Source organism: Actinomadura gamaensis, assembly GCF_042652125.1.
In the GTDB taxonomy this organism is placed as follows: domain Bacteria; phylum Actinomycetota; class Actinomycetes; order Streptosporangiales; family Streptosporangiaceae; genus Spirillospora; species Spirillospora gamaensis.
Genome location: NZ_JBHSIT010000016.1, coordinates 61,624 through 76,879, shown reverse-complemented (window position 1 = coordinate 76,879; position 15,256 = coordinate 61,624). Strand labels below are relative to the sequence as shown.

Annotated in this window: 15 protein-coding genes; 7 read left to right on the top strand and 8 right to left on the bottom strand. The window is 73.3% G+C overall.

What is annotated here, in order from left to right:
- The first annotated feature begins 43 nt into the window (after positions 1-43).
- Both ACFPCY_RS38780 and ACFPCY_RS38775 read left to right on the top strand, forming a co-directional pair.
- Entirely contained in the window at positions 44-1,444 is a 1,401-nt protein-coding gene (locus tag ACFPCY_RS38780; protein WP_378264083.1) for a cytochrome ubiquinol oxidase subunit I, read from the top strand.
- Entirely contained in the window at positions 1,441-2,337 is an 897-nt protein-coding gene (locus ACFPCY_RS38775) for a cytochrome d ubiquinol oxidase subunit II (protein WP_378264081.1), read from the top strand. The genes ACFPCY_RS38780 and ACFPCY_RS38775 overlap by 4 nt, the downstream gene beginning before the upstream one ends.
- Positions 2,338-2,442: 105 nt before the next feature.
- Here the strand turns inward: ACFPCY_RS38775 and ACFPCY_RS38770 are convergent, their stop codons facing one another.
- The 5 genes from ACFPCY_RS38770 to ACFPCY_RS38750 all read right to left on the bottom strand — a co-directional run bounded on the left by ACFPCY_RS38770 (position 2,443) and on the right by ACFPCY_RS38750 (position 5,883).
- The gene (locus ACFPCY_RS38770) at positions 2,443-3,318 is read right to left on the bottom strand and encodes an oxygenase MpaB family protein (RefSeq protein WP_378264079.1); all 876 of its coding nucleotides are present in this window, start codon (positions 3,316-3,318) and stop codon (positions 2,443-2,445) included.
- A gap of 137 nt (positions 3,319-3,455) precedes the next feature.
- Entirely contained in the window at positions 3,456-3,815 is a 360-nt protein-coding gene (locus ACFPCY_RS38765; RefSeq protein ID WP_378264077.1) for a DUF2516 family protein, read from the bottom strand.
- Between the two features lie 315 nt (positions 3,816-4,130).
- Positions 4,131-4,739 carry a hypothetical protein gene (locus ACFPCY_RS38760; RefSeq protein ID WP_378264075.1) on the bottom strand — a complete coding sequence of 203 codons (609 nt, stop codon included), beginning with the start codon at positions 4,737-4,739 and terminating at the stop codon, positions 4,131-4,133.
- Positions 4,736-5,173 (bottom strand): helix-turn-helix domain-containing protein, encoded by a 438-nt coding sequence (locus tag ACFPCY_RS38755; RefSeq protein WP_378264073.1) that lies wholly within the window; start codon positions 5,171-5,173, stop codon positions 4,736-4,738. Before ACFPCY_RS38755 ends, ACFPCY_RS38760 begins: the two co-directional genes overlap by 4 nt.
- A gap of 98 nt (positions 5,174-5,271) precedes the next feature.
- Positions 5,272-5,883: a TetR/AcrR family transcriptional regulator gene (locus ACFPCY_RS38750; RefSeq protein ID WP_378264071.1), complete on the bottom strand. Its 612-nt coding sequence runs from the start codon at positions 5,881-5,883 to the stop codon at positions 5,272-5,274.
- Between the two features lie 67 nt (positions 5,884-5,950).
- Here ACFPCY_RS38750 and ACFPCY_RS38745 point away from each other — a divergent pair, with 67 nt between their 5' ends.
- The gene (locus ACFPCY_RS38745) at positions 5,951-6,805 is read left to right on the top strand and encodes an SDR family NAD(P)-dependent oxidoreductase (protein ID WP_378264069.1); all 855 of its coding nucleotides are present in this window, start codon (positions 5,951-5,953) and stop codon (positions 6,803-6,805) included.
- Positions 6,806-6,911: 106 nt separating this feature from the next.
- Here the strand turns inward: ACFPCY_RS38745 and ACFPCY_RS38740 are convergent, their stop codons facing one another.
- Positions 6,912-7,832 (bottom strand): neutral zinc metallopeptidase, encoded by a 921-nt coding sequence (locus ACFPCY_RS38740; RefSeq protein ID WP_378264067.1) that lies wholly within the window; start codon positions 7,830-7,832, stop codon positions 6,912-6,914.
- A gap of 323 nt (positions 7,833-8,155) precedes the next feature.
- Between ACFPCY_RS38740 and ACFPCY_RS38735 the strand changes: the two genes are divergently transcribed.
- The 4 genes from ACFPCY_RS38735 to ACFPCY_RS38720 all read left to right on the top strand — a co-directional run bounded on the left by ACFPCY_RS38735 (position 8,156) and on the right by ACFPCY_RS38720 (position 12,822).
- Complete coding sequence (locus tag ACFPCY_RS38735) at positions 8,156-9,931, top strand: DUF2207 domain-containing protein (RefSeq protein WP_378264065.1); 1,776 nt, start codon at positions 8,156-8,158, stop codon at positions 9,929-9,931.
- Positions 9,932-10,244: 313 nt separating this feature from the next.
- On the top strand, positions 10,245-10,523 hold the full coding sequence (locus ACFPCY_RS38730; protein ID WP_378264063.1) for a hypothetical protein: 279 nt from the start codon (positions 10,245-10,247) through the stop codon (positions 10,521-10,523).
- Positions 10,524-10,603: 80 nt separating this feature from the next.
- Complete coding sequence (locus tag ACFPCY_RS38725) at positions 10,604-11,308, top strand: FadR/GntR family transcriptional regulator (RefSeq protein ID WP_378264061.1); 705 nt, start codon at positions 10,604-10,606, stop codon at positions 11,306-11,308.
- A 293-nt stretch (positions 11,309-11,601) separates the two neighbouring features.
- Complete coding sequence (locus tag ACFPCY_RS38720; RefSeq protein ID WP_378264059.1) at positions 11,602-12,822, top strand: CynX/NimT family MFS transporter; 1,221 nt, start codon at positions 11,602-11,604, stop codon at positions 12,820-12,822.
- Between the two features lie 361 nt (positions 12,823-13,183).
- On the opposite strand, the gene ACFPCY_RS38715 is transcribed toward ACFPCY_RS38720, so the two are convergent.
- Entirely contained in the window at positions 13,184-14,146 is a 963-nt protein-coding gene (locus ACFPCY_RS38715) for an asparaginase (RefSeq protein WP_378264248.1), read from the bottom strand.
- A 276-nt stretch (positions 14,147-14,422) separates the two neighbouring features.
- The gene (locus tag ACFPCY_RS38710; RefSeq protein WP_378264057.1) at positions 14,423-15,244 is read right to left on the bottom strand and encodes a beta-keto acid cleavage family enzyme; all 822 of its coding nucleotides are present in this window, start codon (positions 15,242-15,244) and stop codon (positions 14,423-14,425) included.
- Positions 15,245-15,256 lie beyond the last annotated feature (12 nt).

The window sequence follows — 15,256 nt, the reverse complement described above, 5'->3', positions numbered from 1 at the left end:
TACCGACTTAAGTACTACGACTTGTAGTACTACATTCGGTCGTATGAGCAGCCTCCAGCTCTTGACCGAGGCGTCGCACGCGGCGCTCTCGCGGACCGCGGACTCCCACGGGGCCGCGTCCCCGGCCGACTACATGGCCGCGCGCCAGCAGATGGCGTTCACCCTGGGCTTCCACATCGTGCTGGCGTCCATCGGCATCGGCCTGCCCGCCATGACGCTGATCGCCGAGTGGCGCTCGCTGCGCACCGGCGACCGCGTCTACGCGGAGTTGGCCCGCAGGTGGATGAAGGCGGCGGGCGTGCTGTTCGCCGTCGGCGCGGTGTCCGGGACCGTCCTGTCCTTCGAGATGGGCACGCTCTGGCCGAAGTTCATGGAGCAGTACGGCCAGGTCTTCGGGGCGGCGTTCGCCCTGGAGGGCATCGCCTTCTTCGTCGAGGCGATCTTCATGGGCGTCTACCTGTACGGCTGGGACCGGCTGTCCCCGCGCGCGCACTTCCTCACCGGGATCCCGGTCGTCGTCGCGGGCCTGCTGTCCGCGTCGTTCGTGCTGACCGTCAACTCCTGGATGAACCAGCCGCGCGGCTTCAAGCTGGTGAACGGCAAGGTCACCGACGTGGACCCGCTCGCGGCCATGTTCAACCCGGCCACGCCCGTCCAGGCCGTCCACCTGATCCTCGCGTCGCTGATGGTCTGCGGCTTCCTCGCCGCGTCGGTGTACGCGGTGGCGCTGCTCCGCGACCGCCGGGCCGGACGCGTCGACCGCTACCACCGCATCGGCTTCGCCATCCCGTTCACGCTCGCGGCCGTGTGCGCCCCGTTGCAGATCCTCGTCGGCGACATCGCGGTGCGGTTCGTCTACTCGCACCAGCCCGCGAAGTTCGCGGCCATGGAAGGCGTGGACCACACGCAGGCGGGCGCGCCGCTGAAGTTCGCGTTCCTCCGGTTCCCGGACGTCCTGTCGCTGATGCTGAAGTTCGACCCGCACGCGACGATCCGCGGCATGGACACCGTGCCGGTGGAGAACCGGCCGCCGGCCGAGGTGGTCAAGACGTCCTACGAGCTCATGATCGCGATCGGGACGGCGCTGCTCGCGCTCGCCGCCTGGTGGGGCTTCACCTGGTGGCGCAGGCGCCGCGGCGCCGCCGACCTGGTCTGGACGGGCTGGTTCCTGCGGATCGCGGCGTTCGCCGGGGCCGCCGCCGTGATCGCCATGGAGGCGGGCTGGACGACCACCGAGGTCGGACGGCAGCCCTGGATCGTCTACGGCGTCATGCGCACCGAAGAGGCGATCAACCCGAACCCGGGCCTGCGGTACGGCCTGTACGCCGTCCTCGCCGTCTACACCGTCCTCGGGATCGCGACGATCAGCGTGCTGCGCCGGATGCGCCGCCGCCCGGTCGCCGTGCCCGCCGACCAGCCGGAACTCGTGGGGAGCACGCGATGACGCACGCGGACGTCGCCTTCGGGCTGATCCTGGTCGGCCTCTCGGCCTACCTGCTGTTCGGCGGCGCCGACTTCGGCGCGGGGCTGTGGCACCTGGCGTCCCGGCGCCGCCGCGGCGACCAGGAGGTCATCGAGCACGCCATGGGACCGGTGTGGGAGGCCAACCACGTCTGGCTGATCTTCGTCCTGGTGCTGTCCTGGACGGCCTTCCCGCCGATCTTCGCGAACGTGATGGCCGAGCACTGGATCCCGCTGTCGCTCGCCGTCCTCGGCATCGTCGCGCGCGGCTCGACGTTCGTGTTCGCCAAGGCCGCGCCCGACCAGAAGTGGCACGCGCCGATCTTCGGGATCTCGTCGATCGTCACGCCGTACTGCCTCGGCGCGGTCGCGACGACCGTCGCCACCGGGAAGTCGAGCTGGCTGAGCCTCGCCGGGGTGTACGGCGGGGTGCTGACCACGGCGCTCTGCGCCTACCTCGCCGCCGTCTACCTCATCTGGGACGCGCGGCGGATCGGCGACCCGGACATCCTGCTCCACTTCCGCGGCTACGCGCTGCTGTCCGGGGTCGCGGTCGGGCTGTTCGCGCTGCCGGGCGCGGCGGCGCTCGGCGTCCGGTCGCCGCTGATCCTGGTGTCGGCGGCGGCGGGGCTGGTCTCGCTCGTCCTGGTCCTCCGGCGGCGGTACCTGGCCGTCCGGGTGACCGGCGCGCTCGCGGTGGTCAGCGTGCTGTGGGGGGCGGCGTCCATGGCCGACCTCGACCTGACCGGCTCGGTCGCGCAGACCGCCGTGCTGGACGTGGTGTTCGCGGCGCTCGGCGTGGGCGCGCTCATCATCGTCCCGTCGATGACCTGGCTGTACGTCCTGTTCCAGCGGGGGCCCGCCGCGAAGGCGTGACCTGCTGCCCGCCCGCCTGGGAGTGATCAGACCTGCGGCGCGTCCGGACGGTTTCACGGTCGGCAACCACGGACCGTCCGGACGCGCCGCACTTTCTTGCCTTGTTCAGACGAACGAGCGGCCGGTGCGCATACGGCGGCGGAAGTCCCGCAGGTAGACGTTGAACGGGAACTCGCGCATCGGCCTGGGCATCGTCCGGTTGGCGAACGCGATCGCGCGGACGGCCGCGTCGAACGCCTTCTGCTCCCGGTCCGTCCAGCTGAGGCCGAGGTTCTCGCGGAACTCCGGCGGCAGGAACCCGACCGCGAACAGCCGGTTCACCGGGCCGACGACCCGCTGGACGGGCCTGGGCAGGAACGCCGCCTTCGCGAGTCCGCGCAGGTAGGCGCGCGTTTGCGGGGTGCTGCCGATCTGCTTGACCCCCTCTCGCCAGTACTCCTCGAACGCCTCGCGGGTCTCGGGCCACATGTCCTCGGGTACCTGGAGCGTCGTCGCGAAACGGCGTCCGTGGCGGTAGAAATCTGCGAGCGCCTCGGCGGACGGCTCGCCGTAGAAACGCCGGTAGACGTCCTCCATGCCCCAGTAGATGCAGGCGGCGACCCATAGCTGGAGCTCGCGGTCGAACGCGTTGTACCGGACGGACGCGCCGGGCTCGTTGCGCACGTGCCGGTGCTGCCTGTTGACCTCCTCGCGCATCCAGGCGCGTTCCTCGGCGGTGCCGAGCATGGCGACGACGAGGTAGGTGAGCGTCGTGCGGGTGCGCTTCACGGGGTGCTTGTCGATGCGTCCGGAGTCGACCTTGCTCTCGACCACGCCGAGCCCGACCGGCAGGCGGGAGAGCTGCATGATGACGTTGGCCCCGCCCGCCACGAGGGACGGTCCGCTGAGCAGCTCGCGGAAGACCGGCGGGATCGGCTCGTCGGCGGCGTCCCGGTCCGGGTCGGGTCCGGCGGGGACCGGCAGGGCGGCGGCACTGGTCACGAGGGGCCTCGCTTCGCACGGATCATCGGTCCCGACCAGGGTGCCCTAAGTAAGGACTTACTTGCAACAGGCCCGGGCTCATGCCGCGCGCTCGCGAGGCGCCCCGGCCTCGCGGGCGGAACGCCCGGAACCGCCTGCTACCAGGGACCGTAGGGGCCCATGTTGGAGCCACGGCCTCCGCCGCGTCCCTTGAACGGCTTGACCGCGGGACGGACGTCGGCGAGGTACACGGCGGCGGCGATGAACGCGGCCACCGGCAGGATCCCGAAGAGGACCGCGACCGGCGAGGAGCCCTGGAGCGGCAGCACGGCCGCCGCGAGACCCACCACGGCCGCGACGATCAGGATGATCATCCAGAGCTTCTTGGTCTGCTTGCTCGCCGCGGCGTAGGCGTTCGGCGGCACGGTCAGCGCGTCGATCAGCGCCCACGCCTCCATCACGAACGCGATGAGCAGCAGGATCCAGAAGAAGTAGTCGAGCACACCGAAGCCGGTCACCGACGATCAACGCTCCTGTCCGTTCCGGGCGGCGCCGCGACCGGCACCGCGTTTCGGCGAGTGGACTCCCACCCTATGCGGCCTGTCCAGCCGGTACCCGGAACGACGAAGGGGCCCGGCCGGGTGTTCCCCGGCCGGGCCCCTCTCCTGTCGTGCTCCCCGGCGCCGCGATGCGGCCCGGAGCTCTTCGCTCTCCGCACGTCGCCTTGCGGCCCGGAGGTCTTCGCGTTCCGCACGTCGCGTTGCGGCCCGGAAGTTCCGTGCTCCGCGCCGCGTCGGCGCCCGGGGGTTCCGTGTTCTGCACGCCGTGGGGCGTCAGGAGTCGGAACGGGGGGTGCTCGCGCTGGAGCGGGTCTGCTCCTCCGCGGCCTTCTTGGTCCGCGTGGCCTTGGCCTTGGACGCGCCCTTGGCCTGGTCGGCCGCGGCGACCTCGGCGACGGCCTCGGCGCCCTGGGCGACCTCGGCGGCGGCGCCGTGCACGACCTTCTTGCCGCGCTCGGCCAGCTCGTCCACGAACTCGACCGCGCGGGTGCCGAAGTGCGTCACGTACGCGACGGCCGCGCCCGGAAGGTCCTTGACCTCGACCTTCTCCTGGAGGCGGCCGACGTTCTCGCGCGCCCCGCCCCGGTAGCGGTCGACGTTCTTGCGGACCTCGTCGCGGTACTTCGCCACCGCGTCGCGTACCTGCTCCCGGTACTTGTCCAGGTTCTCGCGCACCTCACCGCTGTACTTGTCCAGATTCTCCCGGACGCCACCGCGGTACTTGTCGAGGTTCTCGCGGACCTCGCCCTGGTACTTCGCGGCCGTCTGGCGTGCCTTCCCGACCTGCTCGGGGGCCTCGCGGAGCTTCTCGACCGCGAGGTCGCCCGCGCCGGCGACGGTGTAGACGACCTTGTTCTCGCGGAGGTTGTCGGCAAGCGTCATGGGACCTCTTTCCCTTCCTGTTCCGGGGGTGGTGCCTGCTCGCCGCCCCGTCCGTCCGCGCCCTGGGGGGCCGGACCGGGGACGACTCCGGCTGCTTCGTTCTCCTTGCGGAACGACTCGTAGATGTCGAGCAACACCTGCTTCTGGCGCTCCGTGAGGATCAGGTCGGCCCGGACCGCGGCCTGCACGTCGCTCTCCGCCTCGCGGGCCTCGAGGATGCCCGCCTGGACGTACAGCGCCTCGGCGGAGATGCGCAGGCCCTTCGCGATCTGCTGCAGGATCTCCGCGCTCGGCTTGCGCAGGCCGCGCTCGATCTGGCTCAGGTACGGGTTGGAGATGCCCGAGACGTCCGCGAGCTGGCGCAGCGAGATCTTCGCGCGCGTCCGCTGCTCGCGGATGTACTCCCCGATGGAGCCGACCTTCGAACTCGCCATGCCTCCACCCTCCGCCATGGTGCTTGCTATTGCAAGCGGGCTGCTAGCACTTTCCCGGTGAGGCCGCTCACACCCGTCCCGGCCGCTGCGGACGTCGCTCACTCCCGCGGCCCCGGCCACGCGGCGAGCGCCATCTCCACCGCCGGACGCAGGTCGGCGGCGGTCGCGCCGTCCCCCGCCCGCTGCGAGAGGCCCTGCAGGAGCAGCGCGAAGAGCTGCGCCACGGCGTCCGGGTCGGTGCCCTCGGGCAGCTCGCCGCGCGCGACGGCCCGGCGCACCAGGTCGGCGAAGGCGGCGACGTTGCCGTTGCGGATGTCGCGGAGATGCGTCTCGATCTCGGCGTCCCGCGGCGCGATGTTCGTCGCGGCCCGGATGACCAGGCAGCCGGCGGGATGGGACGGGTCGGTGTAGATCTCGGCGGCCTCCCGCAGCGCGCGGGCGAACCCGCGGTAGGCGGTCGGCTCCTCGGCGAGGGCGCGGGACACGAAGGCCGCCGCGTCCGTCCGCTGGTAGCCCTGGACGACCTCCTTGAACAGGGTCTTCTTGTCGCCGAAGGCGGCGTAGAGGCTCGCCGGGCGGATGCCCATGGCCTCGGTCAGGTCGCCGATGGAGGTGGCCTCGTAGCCGCGCTCCCAGAACAGCCTGGTGGCGGCCTCCAGCGCGGCATCGCGGTCGAAGGCGCGGGGACGGCCCCGGCGGGTCTCGGTCATGGCACCGATTCTATAGCGCTCACTCAAAAAGTCGTGCTACCGTTCTTCTTGAGCGATCATTCAAGAAATGAGAGGCGGTCGGACGACCATGGGCGAGAACGCGGTGCGCGAGCAGCGGAACGGTCGGCGGAACGGCGCGGCGGACGGGAAGCCGGGCGGGAAGCTGGACGGGAAGCTGGACGGGAAGTACGCGCTGGTCACCGGCGGCAGCCGGGGCATCGGACGGGCCATCGCGATCCGTCTCGCGGCGGACGGCGCCACTGTCGTGCTGACCTACGCGCGGGACGAGGCGGCGGCGGACGAGACCGTCCAGCGGATCGAGAAGGACGGCGGGCGGGCGATCGCGATCCGCGCCGAGTTCGGCCGGCACGGCGACGCCGCCGCGATGTGGGAGGCCTACGACGCGGCGACCGGCGGCGCGCGGGTGGACGTCATCGTGAACAACGCGGGCGCCGGACGCAGCTCGGACCTGGAGAGCCTGACCGAGGACGGCTTCGACGAGGTCTTCGCGGTGAACGTCCGCGCGCCGTTCTTCATCGTCCAGCAGGGCCTGTCGCGGCTGAACGACGGCGGCCGGATCGTCAACATCACCAGCGGCCTGGCCCGGCTCGCGATGCCGGAGATCATCGCCTACGGCGCGACCAAGGGCGCGCTGGAGAACTTCACCCTGAACCTGGCCGAGCTGCTCGGACCGCGCGGCATCACGGTCAACTCGGTGCGGCCGGGGATCATCGACACCGACATCAACGCCTCCTGGCTGCGGAACAACCAGGAGGCGTGGGACCAGTCGGCCGCGATGTCCGCGCTCGGCCGGGTCGGCGAGCCCGAGGACGTCGCGGACGTGGTCGCCTTCCTCGCGTCCGACGACTCCCGCTGGGTGACCGGCAGCGCCCTGGACGCCACCGGCGGCTCCAAGCTCTGACCGTCCGCCGAACCCCGAACCCCGAACCCCGGCCCGAACCGCGGCCCGGCGCGAACCGCGGCCCGCACCGGCCCGGCCCGGACGACGGCCGGGCCGGGGGCGCGGGTCAGGAGACGGCGCTGGGCGGAGCGCTCCAGGTGTTGCAGACGGAGAGGTCCTGGGTCCTGATGCCCCGGACGACCCAGCCCGCGTAGTGCTTGCCGGAACCGTGGTCGCGCTTGTCGACCGGCTGGTTCTCGTCGCCGCGGCCCTGGACGTCCAGGATCAGGGCGTTGTACTGGTCCTGCGTCAGCGGCAGGGTCGTGCGGTTGGCGCCGAGGAACTCGCCCGCGAAGCACTGGGCCTGGAGCTCGATGCGGCGGCTGGCCTCGGCGCGTCCGATCGGGTCGCTCTGGTCCATGAGGTGGTCGCCGTAGAGCAGGATGCCCGCCCGGTCCTGGACGTGGTGGCCGTACTCGTGGGCGATGACCCGCGCGAACACCGCGAAGTGCGCGACCGACTCGTCCCCCGACGTCTCGATCACGTGCTTCAGCCCGACGTACATCGTGTTGTTCGCCGGGCAGTAGAACGCCGACGAGCCGGGGGCCGGGTAGTTGCCGCACGGGCTGTTGCCGGGGCTCAGCCAGAACACCCGGTTCGGCGGCGCGAACGACATGTCGATCTTGCCGAACTGCGCCTTCCACGTCGCGTCGAGGCAGTCGCTGAGCTGGTTCATGAAGCGGCGCATCGAGTCCGGCGACTGGTCCAGCGCCGGCAGGTGGCAGCTCACCGAGGTCAGCGCCCCGGTCGAGTACAGCTTGTTGTTCGTCGCGGTCGCGCGGGTGGCGGTCTGCGGCGCCCCGCTCCCGCCGCCGCTGCCCTGCTGGCCGCGCGCGGTCACCCCGCCGCCGCCCGTGGACACCGTCGGATGGTTGGACGACACGGCCGACAGGATGACGATCAGGATCACGCCGAGCGCGGCGAACCCGCCGATGACGCCCGCGACCGTCCCGCCCGCGCTGCGGCGCGGCGGGCGGCGCGGCGGCATGTAGCGGTAGGCGACCGGCGGACCCGCCGGGTACGGCTGCTGCGGCCGGTACGGCGGGGGCGGTGGCCCCTGCGGCGGTCCCTGCGGCGGAGGCGGTCCCTGCGGTGGCGGGCCGTACCCCGGACGGGGCGGAGGCGCGCCATAGGGAGGACGGGGCTGCCCGCCGTACGGCGGCGCCGGGGGCGCGCCGTGCGGAGGCCCGCCGTAGGGCGGCCCCTGAGGGGGCGGACCGTACGGCGGTTGCCCCGGCCGTCCGGCCGGAGGGGGGTAATGACCAGCCATAGGGCAGAACTATACGGGCGGGACCGCTACCATTTGCCGCCATGTTGGGTCGCCTGCGGCCATTGGTCGCCTCCCTGCCACTGGCCGCCGTTCTGTCCGCCGCGCTCGCGCTTCCCGCGCAGGCCGCGAGCGGTACGGCCGCGCCGGTCCGGCACGCCTCCGGGGTGGCCGCGGCCGCTTCGGGCCCGCTCGGCTCGTCCTTGCGGACCTCCGACCGCGTCGTCCGGGACGAGGCGGCGATCACCCTCGGCAAGGGCGGCGTCGCGCACGTCCGCGAGACGATCGTCTACCAGTTCACCAGCGCCGGCTTCGAGCGGGTCTTCACCACCCGGACGCACTCCAGCATCACCGAGGACCGGGTCTTCAAGATCGAGCACCTGAAGGCGTCCAGCCCGGACGGCGGCCCGACCGCCGCCTCGGTCTCCTCGTCCGGGACGACCACGACCGCGACGCTCTCCGGCGGCGCGGCGTCCGGGCAGCACACCGTCGTGCTGGAGTACGACGTGCGCGGCGCGGTCGCGCAGCTGAAGCAGGCCGAGGAGTTCCACTGGACGGCCGTCGGCGGCTGGAAGGTCCCCGTCGGCCAGGCGCGCGCCACGGTCGACGCGCCCGCCATGGTGCAAAACGTCAACTGCTTCGCGGGCGCGCTCGACAGCACGGTCGGCTGCACGCAGTACTACACGAACCACACGCACACGCAGGGCGTGTTCAGCCAGAGCCAGATGCTCCCCGAGGACAACCTCACCGTCGTCGTCGGGCTGCCCGCCGGGGCGACCGGCGGCAAGGCCCTCTTCGAGCGGCGGCACACGGCCGCGACGGCGTTCTCGGTGAACGGCGTCACGGCGTCCGCGCTGGGCGCGCTGCTCGTGCTGCTCGTCGGCGGCATCGTCGCCCTCTACATGCTGCGCGGACGGGACGCCCGCGTCGTCGGCAAGAAGGCCGCCGAGGGCGACCAGGCGCACGTCACCGGCGAGCACTTCGAACCGCCGAACGGCGTCCGGCCCGGCCAGATCGGCACCCTGATCGACGAGCAGGCGGACGTGATCGACGTCACCGCCACCATCGTCGACCTCGCCGTCCGCGGCCACCTGCTGATCGAGGAGGACGACCGCGCCGCCACCGGCCGCCTCGACTGGACGCTGCGCCGCCTCCAGCGTCCGGGCGGCGACGCCGACCTGCTGCGCTACGAGCGCATCCTGCTCGGCGCCCTGTTCGACGGCCGCGACGCGGTGAAGCTCTCCGCGCTCGGCGGCACCTTCGCGACCCAGCTCGCCCGCGTCCGCGCGGCGATGTACGACGACGTGGTCGAGCAGGGCTGGTTCGCGCGCCGCCCCGACACCGTCCGGTCCCGCTGGACGATCGCGGGCATGGCCCTCACCGGCCTCGGCATCATCGCCACCGTCGTGCTCGCGGTCACCTCGGACCTGGCCCTCGTCGGCCTCGCCGTGATCGTCGCCGGCGCGGCGCTCGCCTACGGCGGCCAGTACATGCCCGCCAAGACCGCCCGCGGATCGACGGTCCTCGCGCACACCATCGGCTTCCGCGCGTTCCTGGAGCGCGGCGCCCTGCCCGAGGCGGACATGCCGTCCCAGCAGCGCATCGCCCTGTTCTCCCGGTTCCTGCCGTACGCCGTCGTCTTCGACGTCGTGGACCGCTGGGCCCGCACCGTCGAGGACGCCGGCGTCCGCGCCGAGGGCGCCGACAACCTCTACTGGTACGAGGGTCCCGCCGAGTGGGACCTGTCCCGCTTCGCCGAGTCCATGCGCACCTTCACCCTCGCGACGTCCGGCTCGATCTCCCAGTCCCGAGGCATGTGACCCCCGCTCCGGGCGGGTGACCACCGTCCGGGACGGGCGACGCCTTGGCATGACCGCTGCCCCGGGCTGGTGATCGCCGCCTGGGGCGGGTGATCGCTGCCCTGGGCGGGTGACGAGCGCCGGTAGCGCACCGCGGGAGCGCCGGTGGCGCACCATGTGAGCGTCGATGGCGGACGGTGCGAGCGCCGGTGGCGGGGCGTGCGAGCCCCGGTGGCGGGGCGTGCGAGCGCGTTGACCTGTGGTGGCGGCCACGCGGGGCGCGAGGGTTGAAGCCCGTCCGTCGGGTAGGGGCGACGGCGAGGAGGTGTCACCGGTGCTCGCAACAACCCTCGCCGCCACTGGCGGCCATCACGTCGGGAACAACTACTGGCTCGTGCTGGCCCCGATCCTCATCGGGCTGGCACTTTTGGTCTGGGTCCTGCTGACCCGGCGGGCCTCGCGCAAGCGCGTCCACCCGGAGGACCGCCGCTTCCAGGGCGGAAGCTCCGACCGCGGACCGGTGAAGGGCGGGATCATCGAGGGCAGCCCCTCGCAGCGCACCCGCCGGGACGCCGCCGTCCCCGAGGACTACGAGAACCGCAGCCAGCACTGACACGGACGTAGGGGGACCACGGTCGAGAGGCCGGCTCCCTCTCCAGGTAAGATGTCTGACATCTGACCTGTGGAGGTGGCATGGCCCTCAACCCCGTCCCCACCGGCTCCACCGTGGACGCCGTGCTGGACCAGCTCCAGTCGGAGATCACCGGCGGCGGCTGGAAGGTCGGCGAGCGGCTCCCCGGCGAGCTGCACCTCGCGGGCGAGCTGGGCGTGAGCCGTCCGGCCGTCCGGGAGGCGATCCGCGCGCTGACCCACATCGGCGTCCTCGAAGTCCGCCGCGGCGACGGGACGTACGTGCGCAGCCGCGTCGATCCCCGGCCGATGCTCAACGGCGTGGCGCGCTCGACGCTGATCGACGTGTTCGAGGTGCAGCTCGCCTACGACGTCCAGGCCGCGCGCCTCGCCGCGCGCCGCCGCACGGACGCCGACCTCGCCCGGCTGGAAGGGCTGCTGGCCGCGCGCGGCGCCGCCGCGGACGACCGCGAGTTCGGCGAGGCCGACGCGCGCTTCCACCTCGGCGTCGTCGAGGCCGGGAAGAACCCGCTGCTGGTCGAGGCGTACCGCTACTTCGACGGACGGCTCGGCGAGGCCATGGCCGCGCTGCGCGCCGACTGCGCCGTCCCCGAGGCCACGCAGGAGGCGCACGGCGCCGTCCTCGCGGCCGTCGCCGCCCGCGATCCCGAGGCCGCCGAGCGCGCCGCCCGGGCGATCATCGAGCCCACCCTGGCCGTCCTGGACTCGCTGGTCGGCCCCGACTCCGCCGAGGAGGCCCCCCGGTGACCCTACGCGAAGACTCCGAAGCCCCACCGCCCGCCAAGCCCGGCATACCGGCCCGGCCACCCGTCCCGAGCAACGCGCCGGGCGCCGTCCCGGACGCCGCGCCGGGCGCTGTCTCAGACGCTGCGTCGGGCGCTGTCTCAGACGCTGCGCCGGGCGCTGTCTCAGACGCTGCGTCGGACGCCGCGCCGGGCGCTATGCCGGGCGACGCGGCAAGCGCTGCGCCGGGCGACGCCGCAAGCGCTGCGCCGGGCGACATGGCGGGCAACGCGTCGGGTGACGTGGCAGGCGCTCGCGTGACCGGGGAGGCGAGGCCGCGGTGGACGGCCGGGGCCGTCGGCGGGCTGGTGCTGATCGTCCTGGTGGCGATCAACCTGCGGCCCGCGCTGACCGCCGTCGGGCCGCTGGTCGGCGAGATCCGCGACGACCTGCACCTGTCCGGGACGGCGGCGGGCGCGCTGACGACGCTGCCGCTGATGTTCCTCGGCTCCTACGGGCTGCTGGCGGCGTTCCTGCGCCGTCCGCTGCGTCCGGAAGCCTTGATGGTCGTCGCGATGGTCGCGCTGACCGCGGCGATCGGGCTGCGGATGATCCCGGTCACGGCGGCGCTTTTCGCGGGCTCGCTGGTCGCGGGGATGGCGATCAGCATCGGCAACATCGCCGTCCCCGGCATCATCAAGCGGGACCATCCGCGCTCGATCACGGCCGTCACCGCGCTCTACACGGTCGCGCTGAGCGGCGGCGCGGCGCTCGGCTCCGGGCTCTCGGTGCCGCTCCAGCACGCGACCGGCGGGAGCTGGCGGGCGCCGCTGTCGCTGCTGGTCGTCCCGTCGGCGCTGGCCGCGATGGTCTGGCTGCCGCGCCTTCTGCGCGTCCGCCGCGCGGCTGCCGCGGCTGCCGCCGCCGGGCCCGTCCCGCAGGCCGCCTCGCACCGCGACGTGGCCCGGAAAGTCTGGCGATCTCCGCTGGCGTGGCAGATCACGCTGTTCTTCGGGCTCCAGTCGTCGCTGGCGTACGTGCTGTTCGCCTGGCTGCCGACGCTGCTCGCCGACCGCGGGCTGTCGGAGAGCAGCGCGGGGTTCGTGACCGCCGCGTCCAGCCTGATCCAGATCGTCGGGAACATGTGCCTGCCGCTGCTCACCGCGCGGCTGCGCGACCAGCGGCCCATCGCGGTCCTGGTGGGCGTGCTGACGGCGGCCGGGTTCGCCGGGCTCGCCTGGGCCCCGCTCGGCGGGATGTGGGTGTTCGTCGTGATCCTCGGCCTCGGCCAGGGCGCGTCCTTCGCGCTCGCGCTGTCGATGATCGGGCTGCGCGCCCCGGACGCGGCGACCGCCGCCCAGCTGTCCGGCATGGTGCAGGGCGTCGGCTACGTGATCTCCGCGCTCGGCCCGCTGCTGATCGGCGCGCTGCACGACGCGACGTCCGGCTGGACGGTCCCGGTGACGCTCGTGATCGCGATCGCGGTCACCGAGATCGTCCCCGGCCTGGGCGCCGGCCGCGCCCGCATCCTCGACTGACCCCGTCCCCCGGCGGGAGGCGCGTACTTGGAACGATCCAACCCCGCGCTCCCGCCCGTGTCCCTCGGCAAGCCCCCGCGCGGGCCCCCTTCCACCCCGCGCGGGAGCGCGCCCCGCGCGGGAGTGCGCCCCGCGCGAGAGTGCGCCCCGCGCGAGAGTGCACGCCGCGCGGGAATGCACGCCGCGCGGGAATGCACGCCGCGCGGGAATGCACGCCGCGCGGGAATGCACGCCGCGCGGGAATGCACGCCGCGCGGGAATGCACGCCGCGCGGGAATGCACGCCGCGCAGGAGCGCGTACCGCGCGGGAGTGCGTACCGCGCGGGAGTGCGGGCCGCGGGGGGCTTGCTTCGGGTGGGGGTTAGAAGAGGTTCGGGACGGCTCGGATCTCGCCGACGACGGCCTCGCCGCCGTAGAGCGGGACGGTCGCCAGCTCGTCGAGCACCGCCGGGTCGGCGGGCTCCACGCCCAGCGCGCGCAGCAGCGCCACGGTGACCGGGGTGCGGGCCCGCATGGAGCCGTCGTCGATCTTGATGACGCCGGCGCGGCCGTCCGCGAACGCGAAGGCGTCCACGCCCTCCGCACCGCACTTGACCAGCAGGCCCGGCACGGCCTCCATCAGCCGGCGCTCCTCGCGCCGGGTGCCGGACGTCCAGGCGGGGTAGGCCCGCATGGCGTCGGCGACCTTGCGCTCCGGCGTGCCCGGCGCCGCGAGGACCAGCGCCCGGAACGCCCGCGCGACGCCCGTCGCGGACAGCCCGAACAGCGGCGCGCCGCAGCCGTCCACGCCGACGGCGGCGACCTTCTCCCCCGCGAGGTCCTCGACCGCCTCGCGCGAGGCCACCTGGAGCGGATGCGACGGGTCGAGGTAGTCCTCGGTGGACCAGCCCGCGGCGACGCAGGTCGCGAGCATCGCGGCGTGCTTGCCGGAGCAGTTCATCCGCAGCCGGGACCTGCCGTCGCCGCGGCGCGCCACGTCCAGCGCGACCTCCTGGTCCAGCGGCCACTGCTCCGGGCAGCGGAGCGCCTCGGCGGTCAGCCCGGCCGCTGCGAGGATGCGCTCCGCGCCCTCCACGTGGAAGTCCTCGCCGGAGTGGCTGCCCGCCGCGATCGCCAGCAGCTCGCCCTCCAGGTCGAGCCCCGAGCGCACCATCGCGACCGCCTGCATCGGCTTGTTCGCCGACCGCGGGAAGATCGGCTCCGCCGGGAAGCCCGCGTGCACCACCGTGGTCCCGTCGGTCGCCAACCCCACCGCGCTGCCGCGGTGGCGCGACTCCACGAAGCCGGAGCGCTCCACCTCGACCAGAACAGGCGTGGACACCATCGTCACACCAACCCCCACAAACTCAGACACGTCCTCTCCCACTCATACCCGACCCGTCCCACCACGCCGAACGCGGGCACCCGGCAGCGCGGTCGGTCCCAGCGGGAACGCCCCGCAGCCCCTGACCGCGGGCTGCGGGCGCGACGACAGGGCTGCGGCGCGACGACGGGGCGGCGACGAGGCTGCGGGACGGTGACGGGACTGCGGCGCGGCGACGGGGCTTCGGGGCGACGACGAGGCGGCGGCGCGGTTTCGGCGCCGCGACAGGGTTTCGGGTCAGCGGACGCCGAGGAACGCGCGCGCCTCGGCGGGCGGCATCGGCGGACGCTGGGCGTGCCGGGCCAGCTCGGCGGCGCGCTCCACGAGCTGCGCGTTCGACGTCACGGGCTGCCCCTTGGCGAAGGTGAGGGTGTCCTCCATACCGACGCGCAGATGGCCGCCCGCCGACAGGGCCGCGAACATCACCGGGACGGACGTCCGCCCCACGCCGGTCGCTGACCAGGACGCGCCGTCCGGCAGCGCCTCGACGGCGGCGACCAGCGTGCGCGCGTCACCGGGCATCCCGCCCGGAACGCCCATGACCAGGTCGCAGTGGACGTGGCCGCCGAACGGCGGGCCGTACTTGTCCAGCAGCCGGTGCAGCGCCGCGATGTGGCCGAGGTCGAACAGCTCGAACTCGGGGACGACCCCCTGCGCCTGCGTGCGCTGGTAGAGCTCGGCCATGAACGGCCAGGGGTTCATGAACACGTCGTCGCCGAAGTTGACGGTCCCGCAGGTCAGCGAGCAGCCGTCCGGTTCGGCGTCCAGGACGCGCAGCCGGTGCTCGTACGGGTCGGTCACCGCGCCGCCGGTCGAAAGCTGGACGATCAACCCCGTGCCCTCCCGCAGCGCCTGGACCGTGTCGCGCAGCCGCGCGAGGTCCAGCGTCGGCCGCGCGTCGTCGTCGCGGATGTGCACGTGGATGACGGCGGCGCCGGCCGCCTCGCATTCCTTGGCCGTCTGTACCAGCTCGTCCAGGGTGACGGGAAGGGCCGGGACGTCGGCCTTCGCCGACTCCGCCCCGGTCGGGGCCACCGTGATGAGCGTCATTGCTCCCATGCAGGCAGAATG

Excerpts from the sequence above, each read along its gene's own strand:
- ACFPCY_RS38745 (WP_378264069.1), top strand. The coding sequence starts at position 5,951 with ATGAGAGGCGGTCGGACGACCATGGGCGAGAACGCGGTGCGCGAGCAG.
- ACFPCY_RS38775 (WP_378264081.1), top strand. The coding sequence starts at position 1,441 with ATGACGCACGCGGACGTCGCCTTCGGGCTGATCCTGGTCGGCCTCTCG.
- ACFPCY_RS38735 (WP_378264065.1), top strand. The coding sequence starts at position 8,156 with ATGTTGGGTCGCCTGCGGCCATTGGTCGCCTCCCTGCCACTGGCCGCC.
- ACFPCY_RS38740 (WP_378264067.1), bottom strand. The coding sequence starts at position 7,832 with ATGCCGCCGCGCCGCCCGCCGCGCCGCAGCGCGGGCGGGACGGTCGCG.
- ACFPCY_RS38710 (WP_378264057.1), bottom strand. The coding sequence starts at position 15,244 with ATGGGAGCAATGACGCTCATCACGGTGGCCCCGACCGGGGCGGAGTCG.
- ACFPCY_RS38780 (WP_378264083.1), top strand. The coding sequence starts at position 44 with ATGAGCAGCCTCCAGCTCTTGACCGAGGCGTCGCACGCGGCGCTCTCG.
- ACFPCY_RS38750 (WP_378264071.1), bottom strand. The coding sequence starts at position 5,883 with ATGACCGAGACCCGCCGGGGCCGTCCCCGCGCCTTCGACCGCGATGCC.
- ACFPCY_RS38715 (WP_378264248.1), bottom strand. The coding sequence starts at position 14,146 with ATGGTGTCCACGCCTGTTCTGGTCGAGGTGGAGCGCTCCGGCTTCGTG.
- ACFPCY_RS38725 (WP_378264061.1), top strand. The coding sequence starts at position 10,604 with ATGGCCCTCAACCCCGTCCCCACCGGCTCCACCGTGGACGCCGTGCTG.
- ACFPCY_RS38755 (WP_378264073.1), bottom strand. The coding sequence starts at position 5,173 with ATGGCGAGTTCGAAGGTCGGCTCCATCGGGGAGTACATCCGCGAGCAG.
- ACFPCY_RS38760 (WP_378264075.1), bottom strand. The coding sequence starts at position 4,739 with ATGACGCTTGCCGACAACCTCCGCGAGAACAAGGTCGTCTACACCGTC.